The sequence below is a fragment of the Streptomyces sp. NPDC001514 genome (assembly GCF_053597075.1).
On the sequence record NZ_JBSFHO010000031.1, the window covers coordinates 100,208 to 109,595 of the forward strand.

8 protein-coding genes are annotated in these 9,388 nt (G+C 72.6%); 2 read left to right on the plus strand and 6 right to left on the minus strand.

What is annotated here, in order from left to right; translation table 11 throughout:
* Nucleotides 1-300: 300 nt before the first annotated feature.
* Complete coding sequence (locus tag ACWCXB_RS27800) at nt 301-1,002, minus strand: uridine kinase (RefSeq protein WP_450726497.1); 702 nt, start codon at nt 1,000-1,002, stop codon at nt 301-303.
* Between the two features lie 82 nt (nt 1,003-1,084).
* On the opposite strand from ACWCXB_RS27800, the gene ACWCXB_RS27805 reads away from it, so the two are divergent.
* The gene (locus ACWCXB_RS27805) at nt 1,085-1,408 is read left to right on the plus strand and encodes a hypothetical protein (protein ID WP_450726498.1); all 324 of its coding nucleotides are present in this window, start codon (nt 1,085-1,087) and stop codon (nt 1,406-1,408) included.
* Nucleotides 1,409-1,515: 107 nt separating this feature from the next.
* On the opposite strand, the gene ACWCXB_RS27810 is transcribed toward ACWCXB_RS27805, so the two are convergent.
* Genes ACWCXB_RS27810 through deoC form a run of 3 tightly spaced genes read right to left on the minus strand, consistent with a single transcriptional unit; the run spans nt 1,516 to nt 4,785 of the window.
* Nucleotides 1,516-2,409: an aldehyde dehydrogenase family protein gene (locus tag ACWCXB_RS27810; protein WP_450726499.1), complete on the minus strand. Its 894-nt coding sequence runs from the start codon at nt 2,407-2,409 to the stop codon at nt 1,516-1,518.
* Nucleotides 2,402-3,838: an aldehyde dehydrogenase family protein gene (locus ACWCXB_RS27815; RefSeq protein WP_450726513.1), complete on the minus strand. Its 1,437-nt coding sequence runs from the start codon at nt 3,836-3,838 to the stop codon at nt 2,402-2,404. Before ACWCXB_RS27815 ends, ACWCXB_RS27810 begins: the two co-directional genes overlap by 8 nt.
* Nucleotides 3,838-4,785, minus strand: coding sequence for a deoxyribose-phosphate aldolase (gene deoC, locus ACWCXB_RS27820; protein ID WP_450726514.1), 948 nt, complete (start codon nt 4,783-4,785; stop codon nt 3,838-3,840). The genes ACWCXB_RS27815 and deoC overlap by 1 nt, the downstream gene beginning before the upstream one ends.
* Before the next feature lie 604 nt (nt 4,786-5,389).
* On the opposite strand from deoC, the gene ACWCXB_RS27825 reads away from it, so the two are divergent.
* Entirely contained in the window at nt 5,390-6,025 is a 636-nt protein-coding gene (locus ACWCXB_RS27825) for a PH domain-containing protein (RefSeq protein ID WP_450726500.1), read from the plus strand.
* A 118-nt stretch (nt 6,026-6,143) separates the two neighbouring features.
* Here ACWCXB_RS27825 and ACWCXB_RS27830 read toward each other — a convergent pair whose 3' ends face one another.
* Nucleotides 6,144-7,340 carry a hypothetical protein gene (locus ACWCXB_RS27830; RefSeq protein WP_450726501.1) on the minus strand — a complete coding sequence of 399 codons (1,197 nt, stop codon included), beginning with the start codon at nt 7,338-7,340 and terminating at the stop codon, nt 6,144-6,146.
* 126 nt (nt 7,341-7,466) lie between these two features.
* On the minus strand, nt 7,467-9,116 hold the full coding sequence (locus ACWCXB_RS27835) for a phospho-sugar mutase (RefSeq protein WP_450726502.1): 1,650 nt from the start codon (nt 9,114-9,116) through the stop codon (nt 7,467-7,469).
* Nucleotides 9,117-9,388: the final 272 nt, after the last annotated feature.

A 9,388-nucleotide genomic window follows, 5' to 3' on the forward strand; every position in this document is an offset into this window, starting at 1 on the left:
GTCTCTGCCCGGGCGCGGGGGGGGGGGGCCGGGGGCGCCCGGCGGGGGGGCCGGGGGGCCCCGGGGGGCCGCGGGGGCCGCCTCCGCCGCGCCGGCCCCCCCCCCGCCCCGGGGTCGTTGTGCGTCCGCAGACCACCGGCGCGAGCCCCGACCTGTGACCATCCCCGGGGACGGCACCGACCCGGCACGGGGCAGCCCCGTCCACCCGGCCCGTCCGGCGTTCGACGACGGACGCACCGGCCGCGCGCCGGCACCGGGCAACCACGTACCCCCGGCCCCCGGCCCCCGGCAGCGCTGCGGCTACACGCTCGGCGCAGGCGTACGGCGGCACCGGCCCGCCGCCGCGGCGGCGAGGCGGCCAAGGGCCTCCTCCTTGCCGCAGGGGTGGGCGCCGAGCGCGGCCTGGCGGGCGACGATGCCGCGTTCCGCGCGCATCAGGCGCCAGCCGCGGCGGACCAGGAACGGCATGGACTTGCGGCCCTCGCGCAGATCGCGCAGCAGGCGGCGGCGGAAGGTCGTCGAGGGGCGCCCGCGCAGGCACAGCGCGTCGGCGAGGACCCCCGCCTGCCGGCAGCGGGAGACGATATCCGCCGCGAAGATGCCTTCGGCGACGAAGAGCGGGGTGCGCTCGATGTCGAGGGTCTCGGTTCCGGCCCGGGAACTGGTGGCGATGTCGTAGACGGGCACGGTCGTACGTCCCGTACGGCACAGTTCCACGACCGCGTCGACCGCCGCGTCCGCGTCCCAGGACGCCGGGGAGTCCCAGTCGACGGCCGTGGTGCCCGCCATGAGCGGGAGCGTGGGGTCGTCCGCTTCCTTGTAGAAGTCGTCGAGGCGCAGCACCGGGAGCCCGGAGCGGGCGGCGAGGGACGACTTTCCGGAGCCGGAAGGCCCGGCGAGCAGGACGACGCGCGTCGGGAGGGGTTGGGAACTCACGGGACACCAGTCTGAGGCATTGAGCCGTGTGGGTGACCCCCCTGGGGTCCTGTTGGTATCGAGCATCACAGGGGAACTACGCTGCGTGCCCAGTCGGTCACTTCGGTGTCGGTCACTTCGGTCCACTTCTCGTCGAGGCAGGATTCTCATGGCACGTCACACATTGCTCAGGGCGGCCGGTCTCACCGTCACCGCGGTCGGTGCGGCGCTCGGCGCCGGTGCCGGCGTGGCACAGGCGGGTCAGGCGGGCGACCTCGACCCGACGGCGGCCCTGCGGTCCACCGCGGCCACCGCCGAGCACCTCCCGCTGAACCCGCTCGCGAACACCGGTGTCGACCCGCTCGACAACGGCGTCGGCACGCAGGTCGCGGACTTCAAGGCGGTCAACACCCGGTCGCTCACCGGCTCCCTGGCGAGCGCGCCGGACCTCCCGGTGGCCGGTCCGCTGCTGGGCGGCCTGCTGCCCGGCTGACGAACCGGCCGGCAAACCGGCTGACACGACGGTGGGCCCGCAGGAATCCTCCTGCGGGCCCACCGCTGTCACTCGGACACGTCCGACACTCGGACACGTCCGATACGTCAGTACGCCGAGCCGGACGCACCCAGCGAACCCGTCGGGTGCCACACCGTCTTCGTCTCCAGGAACGCGGTCATGCGCCGCGTGCCCGGGTCGGCGGACCAGTCCTCGTCGCGCGGCCGCAGTACCCGCTTGAGGTTGTCCGCGGCGGCGACCTCCAGATCCTTCGCCAGCTGCTCGTCCGCGCCGGTCATGTCGATCGCGTTGACGTCCTGGTGGGCGGCGAGCGGGGCCGCGATCTCGGCCGTGCGGCCGGAGAGTACGTTGACGACGCCACCGGGCAGGTCGGACGTGGCCAGCACCTCGCCCAGCGAGAGCGCCGGCAGCGGGGCCTCCTCCGAAGCGATCACGACCACCGTGTTGCCGGTCGCGATCGCCGGGGCGATCACCGACACCAGGCCCAGGAAGGACGACTTCTGCGGGGCCAGGACCGTGACCACACCGGTCGGCTCGGGCGTCGACAGGTTGAAGAACGGGCCCGCGACCGGGTTCGCCCCGCCCACGATCTGGCCGATCTTGTCCGTCCAGCCCGCGTACCAGACCCACCGGTCGATCGCGGCGTCCACGACCGCGGCCGCCTTCGACTTCGACAGGCCCTCGGCGTCGGCCACCTCGCGCACGAACTGCTCCCGGCGGCCCTCCAGCATCTCGGCGATGCGGTAGAGGATCTGGCCCCGGTTGTACGCCGTCGCGCCCGACCACGCGCCGAACGCCTTGCGCGCGGCGACGACCGCGTCGCGGGCGTCCTTGCGGGACGACTGCGGGGCGTTGGCAAGCCACTTGCCCTTGGAGTCCGTCACTTCGTACACCCGGCCGCTCTCACTCCGGGGGAACTTGCCCCCGACGTACAGCTTGTAGGTCTTGAAGACACTCAGACGCGTCGACGACTCAGACATCGAGGTAGGCCTCCAGACCGTGGCGGCCGCCCTCGCGGCCGAAGCCCGACTCCTTGTAGCCGCCGAAGGGCGAGGTCGGGTCGAACTTGTTGAAGGTGTTGGCCCACACCACACCCGCGCGGAGCTTGTTCGCCACCGCGAGGATGCGGGAGCCCTTCTCCGTCCAGATGCCCGCCGACAGGCCGTACTGGCTGTTGTTGGCCTTGGCGACGGCCTCGTCCGGCGTACGGAACGTCAGCACCGACAGCACCGGACCGAAGATCTCGTCGCGGGCGATGGTGTGCGCCTGCGTGACGTTCGTGAAGAGCGTCGGCGCGAACCAGTAGCCGGACGACGGCAGTTCGCACGGCGCGGTCCAGCGCTCGGCACCCTCGGCCTCGCCGGTCTCGGCGAGGGCGGTGATGCGCGCCAGCTGCTCGGCCGAGTTGATGGCGCCGATGTCGGTGTTCTTGTCCAGCGGGTCGCCGAGGCGGAGGGTGGACAGACGGCGCTTCAGCGAGTCGAGCAGCTCGTCGTGGATCGACTCCTGGACGAGGAGACGCGAGCCCGCGCAGCAGACCTGGCCCTGGTTGAAGAAGATGCCCCCGACGATGCCCTCGACGGCCTGGTCGATGGGGGCGTCGTCGAAGACGATGTTGGCGCCCTTGCCGCCCAGTTCCAGGGTGACCTTCTTGTCCGTACCGGCCACGGAGCGGGCGATGGCCTTGCCCACCGCGGTGGAGCCGGTGAAGGCGACCTTGTCGACGTCCGGGTGCTCGACGAGCGCGGCGCCCGTGTCGCCGTAGCCGGGAAGGATGTTGACGACACCCTTCGGCAGTCCGGCCTGGCGGCAGATGTCCGCGAAGAAGAGTGCCGACAGCGGCGTCGTCTCGGCGGGCTTCAGCACCACCGTGTTGCCGGTGGCGAGCGCCGGGGCGATCTTCCACGCGAGCATCAGCAGCGGGAAGTTCCACGGGATGACCTGGCCGGCCACACCCAGCGGGCGCGGGTTCGGACCGTAGCCGGCGTGGTCGAGCTTGTCGGCCCAGCCCGCGTAGTAGAAGAAGTGCGCCGCGACCAGCGGGAGGTCCGCGTCGCGGGTCTCCTTGATCGGCTTTCCGTTGTCCAGCGTCTCCAGGACGGCCAGCTCGCGGCTGCGCTCCTGGACGATGCGGGCGATACGGAAGAGGTACTTGGCGCGCTCGGAGCCCGGCAGCGCGGACCACTTCTCGAAGGCCTTGCGTGCGGCCTTCACGGCGCGGTCGACGTCCTCGGTGCCCGCCTGGGCGACCTCGGAGAGGACCTCCTCGGTGGACGGGGAGACGGTCTTGAAGACCTTGCCGTCCGCGGCGTCCGTGAACTCGCCGTCGATGAACAGGCCGTACGACGGGGCGATGTCGACGACCGACCGCGATTCGGGTGCGGGTGCGTATTCAAAGGCCATGGTGATCAGTCCACCGTCACGTAGTCGGGGCCGGAGTAACGGCCGGTCGCCAGCTTCTGGCGCTGCATCAGCAGGTCGTTCAGCAGGCTGGACGCGCCGAAGCGGAACCAGTGGTTGTCCAGCCAGTCCTCGCCCGCGGTCTCGTTGACCAGCACCAGGAACTTGATCGCGTCCTTGCTGGTGCGGATGCCGCCGGCGGGCTTCACGCCCACCTGTACTCCAGTCTGCGCCCGGAAGTCGCGGACGGCCTCGAGCATGAGCAGGGTGTTCGCCGGGGTCGCGTTGACCGCGACCTTTCCGGTCGACGTCTTGATGAAGTCGGCCCCGGCCATCATGCCGAGCCAGGAGGCGCGGCGGATGTTGTCGTACGTGGAGAGCTCGCCGGTCTCGAAGATGACCTTCAGCCGTGCGGTCCCGGAGGCCTCCTTCACGGCGCGGATCTCCTCGTAGACCTTCATGTAGTTGCCCGCGAGGAAGGCGCCGCGGTCGATCACCATGTCGATCTCGTCGGCCCCGGCGGCGACGGCGTCACGGGTGTCCGCGAGCTTCACGTCGAGCGCGGCGCGGCCGGCCGGGAAGGCGGTGGCCACGGAGGCGACCTTGACGCCGGACCCGCCCAGGGCGGCCTTGGCGGTGGCCACCATGTCGGGGTAGACGCAGACGGCGGCCGTCTTCGGGGCCGTACGGTCGGTCGGGTCGGGATTGACGGCCTTGGCGGCGAGCGCCCGGACCTTGCCCGGGGTGTCCGCGCCTTCCAGCGTCGTCAGGTCGATCATCGAGATGGCCAGGTCGATGGCGTAGGCCTTGGCCGTCGTCTTGATCGAACGGGTGCCGAGAGACGCGGCGCGCGCTTCCAGGCCGACGGGGTCGACACCGGGGAGCCCGTGCAGGAAGCGGCGCAGTGCGCTGTCGGACGAGGTCACGTCAGCGAATGCAGGTGCAATGGTGGGCATGGTCACCAGGGGAGCATATCTACGCGCGTAGCGGCCTGTACACCCCCAGGGTCGATCCAGGTGCGAATTCGCAGGTGGACACGTGTGCCTGTGACGTCCATCACATGCCTGTGGCATGTGCTGGGCGAATCCCGTACACCTGATCGCCAACTTCGTTCGTGCAGCCCCGCCAGGACCGTCGGGGCTGTGTTCGTCGGAGCTGCGCTCGTCGGCTGTGGGGCCGACTCGGGGAAGCCTGCCGCCCCGCACGCGTGCAGCCCGCGACCGCCGCCCCGGGGGCGCAAGCGCCCGAGCCCATGGCGAAGTCCAAGCCGGTCCGGGTCCGCATACCCGCCGCCGCGGTCGACCCCGGTCCCGTCCTGGAGCTCGGCCTCGCCGCCGACGGCACGGTCGAGGTGCCGTCCGTGGCGGACGCGGACCGTATCGGCTGGTACCGCCTGGGCGTCAAAAGGCCTTCCCGGCCCGGAAGGTCTACGGCGACACGCCCCGCCCCGAGCTGCGGCTCATCACCTGCGGCGGGGAGCTCACCGACGGCCACCGCCCCGACAACATCATCGTGTACGCCGATCTCGTCCCCTGAGACGGGTGAGGCAGAATCGGGAGCATGACGAGCCCCGCCCCGGCCCCCGAGCCGACCCACGCCGACCGTGTCTTCCGGTCGACCCCCGGAATGGCCGCCGGTGCGCTGATGCTGGCGCTGGTCGCCTGGATCGGCGTGGACGCGCTGGTACGCGGCGACGGCCGCACGCCCTGGTGGGGACTCGCGGGGCTGCTCTTCGTGGTGCCGCTGCTCGTCGCGTTCACGCTGCGGCCCGCCGTGTACGTCAACGACGACCGGCTGCGGATCCGCAACCCGTTCCGCACGATCACGGTCCCGTGGGCGGCGGTCGCGGACGTGCGCGCCGGCTACTCCAGTGAGGTCTTCACGCACAAGGGTGCCAAGTACCAGCTGTGGGCCGTGCCGGTGTCGCTGCGGCAGCGCAAGCGGGCCGCACGCCGCCAGGCGACGGCCGCCCAGGACGACCCCCACGGCCGTACGTCCGTGACCGCGGACGTCACCGACGCCACATCCCGGCTGGCGCCTGCCGACCGGACGGTCGCGGAACTGCGGGACCTGGCGGAGCGCAGCGCGTCCCGCCCGGGTGCGCAGGGCGAGTCCCGGGTGCGCTGGGCGTACGAGATCCTCGCCCCCGCGGCCGCCGGTGTGGTGTTCCTCGCGGTGCTGATGGCGACGGGCTGAGTCCGCGGCACGCGCCGGTCGCTCCGTGCGGCGGCCCCGTCCGCACGCCGGTCCCACCGGGGGCCGGTCTCACCGCACGCGTCTCGATGTCTCGGATCGTGGCAGCTGGATATCCCCATTACGGCGGCCCCGGCCACACCAGCAGCGCATTCGCGCCGAGCCACGCCGACGACAGCGCCGCCCCGGTCAGCACCACCACCGCGACCGGCCGCCTGGCCCGGGCCACGGCCACCGCGATCGGCAGGAGCAGCGGGAAGGCGGGCAGGAGGAAGCGGGCGCGCGGGAAGTAGACACCGCCGCTGCCGAGGACGATCACCATCAGCACACCCGTGAAGACGAGCAGCACCAGCGGCTGGCGGTCCGTCAGGCAGAGCAGATACAGCCCCGCCGACAGCACCAGGACGAGCGACACCAGCACCAGGAAGAACATCGGGCTCGCGTCGTAGGCGAAGTGCTGGCGCAGCTCGATCAGCGTCGACCGCCCGCCGTCCCACTGGTTGCGCCACAGCTTCTGCACGGCGAAGTATCCGTCCCAGCGCCCGACGCGCTGCCCGACCCAGGCGACGTAACCGGACCACCCCAGCGGTGCGAGCAGCGCCCCCGCGAGCGCCCGCCGCTCGCGCGTGCGTACGTACGCCACGAGCCCGGCGACGGCGACGGCCGCCGCGACCGCGATGCCCGTCGGGCGGGTCAGTCCGGCCAGCGTCGCGAGCGAACCGGCCCACAGCCAGCGGCCCTTGAGCGCCGCGTACAGGCACCACGCCGTGAGCGCCGTGAAGAGCGACTCGGTGTAACCCATCCACTGGACGATCGCGACGGGGTATGCACCCCACAGCACCGCGAGCACGGTCCCGGTCCGCTCCCCGTGCAGCCGGTCGCCCACCGCGAAGATCCCCCACGCCGCGATCAGCGACGCCACGACAGCGATCACGAGTGCGACGGACGCACGCGTGCCGGGTGTGACCGCCGCGGCGGCCTTCACCAGGGCCGGGTAGAGCGGGAAGAACGCCAGGTTGTTCGAGTCCAGGGCGGTCCCCAGCTCCCGCTGGTACCCGTGGTCGGCGATCCCGAGGTACCAGTCGGAGTCCCACGTCGTGGCGAGGGTCGGCCAGACACCGCGCCCCTGGACATGCGCCCACCGCGCGAGCACCAGCAGCCCGAACAGCCGCACCATGAGGTACCCGACCAGGGCGGGCGAGGCCCGTCCCAGCGCCCGGACCAACCGGCTTTCCGCACCCGGTACGCCACCGCCCCCCGAGGCCGGTGGCCGACGGGAGGCGGGGACGGTGGGGTGATGTGTCGCGATCGGGGGCACTGCGGCTGCTCCGGTGACTCGGCGGGCGGTACCCGGGTCACCTTGCCCGTGGGCCCTTCGAGGGCACGGGCCGCTGCGTCAACTGCCGTACGGGATTCACCCGTACGAAGGTGGACGCCCGCGCCGTCAGATGCCGGCCGCGGCCGCCAGGTCGCGCTTGATCGCCCCGAGTACCTCCGTGGCACGCGCCCGCGCGGGCGCCAGCCCGCTCGCGTCGGCGACCGGCACCACGACCTCCAGGTAGCACTTCAGCTTCGGCTCGGTGCCGCTCGGGCGGACGATGACGCGCGCCTTGAACTCGCCCTCCAGGTAGTACCGCAGGCCGTCCGTCGGCGGCAGCTTCTCGCTGCCCTTCGTCAGGTCCTCCGCCTCGACGACGTGCAACCCGGCCAGCAGCACGGGCGGCCGCTCGCGCAGCGCCCGCATCGCGTCCGCGATGATGCTCAGGTCCTCCACACGTACCGACAGCTGGTCGGTGGCGTGCAGCCCGTGCTCGACGGCGAGGTCGTCGAGCAGGTCCGAGAGCGTACGGCCCTGCTCCTTCAGCTCCGACGCCAGCTCTGCGACCAGCAGCGCGGCGGTGATGCCGTCCTTGTCGCGTACGCCGTCGGGGTCGACGCAGTAGCCGAGCGCCTCCTCGTACCCGTACCGCAGGCCCTCGACGCGCGAGATCCACTTGAAGCCCGTCAGGGTCTCCTCGTGACCGAGCCCGGCGGCCGCGGCGATCCGGCCGAGCAGCGAGGACGAGACGATCGACTCGGCGAAGGTGCCGAGGGCGCCCTTGTGGACGAGATGGGCGGCGAGCAGCGCGCCGACCTCGTCGCCGCGGAGCATGCGCCAGCCGCCGTCCACGCTGTCGTCGGGGACGGCCACCGCGCAGCGGTCGGCGTCCGGGTCGTTGGCGATGACGATGTCCGGCTGGGCCTCGCGCGCCTTGGCGAAGGCGAGGTCCATCGCGCCCGGCTCCTCCGGGTTGGGGAAGGCGACGGTCGGGAACGCGGGGTCCGGCTCGGCCTGCTCCTCGACGAGCACCGGCGCGGGGAAGCCGGCCCGCTCCCAGGCCGCCAGCACCACGTCCTTGCCGACGCCGTGCATGGCCGTGTGGACGACGCGGGCGGTACGGGGGGAGTGGGGGCTCAGGACGGCGTCCGTACGCTCCAGATACGCGTCCAGAACCTCGTCCCCGAGGGTCTCCCAGCCGCTCTCCGGGCGCGGTACATCGTGCAGGCTGCCCACCGCGTCGATCTGCGCCGCGATGTCGCCGTCGGCGGGCGGCACGATCTGCGAGCCGTCGCCGAGGTAGACCTTGTAGCCGTTGTCCCGGGGCGGGTTGTGGCTGGCGGTCACCTCCACGCCGGCGACGGCGCCGAGGTGCCTGATGGCGTACGCGAGCACGGGCGTCGGCAGCGGGCGCGGCAGCACGGCGGCGCGCAGGCCGGCGCCGACCATGACGGCGGCGGTGTCGCGGGCGAAGTCGGCGGACTTGTAGCGGGCGTCGTAGCCGATGACGACGAGCCCGCCGGTGTGGCCCTGGGCCTTGAGGTAGGCGGCGAGCCCGGCGGCGGCCCGGATGACCACGACGCGGTTCATCCGCATCGGTCCGGCCCCGAGCTCCCCGCGCAGCCCGGCGGTCCCGAACTGCAGCGTCCCGGCGAAGCGGGCGGCCAGCTCCTCCGTGTCCCGGGCCTCGATGAGCTTGCCCAGCTCGTCCCGGGTCTCCGCGTCGGGGTCCTCGGCCAGCCAAGCCTGGGCCCGCGCGATCAGGTCCTGCGCCACGGTGTGCCTCTCTGGTGTGGTTGTCGGTGCCCCGTGCCGGGGCTGCCGTCTGTGCGTCTGCGGTTACGCCTACCCGCTCCGGGTTGCGGTTCTCGGGTTGCCCGGTGCGGGGGGGCCTCCGGCGGTGGGCGGGGTCTGTGCGGTGTGCCCGGCACCGGTGCGGGGTGCGGTGTGCCGGGTGCCGGGTGGGCGTCCGGTGTGTCCGTCCTCAAGCGCCGGACGGGCTTGGTGCGGCTGCTGTGGGTGGGTGGTGGTGCGGGGCCCCTCCGGGC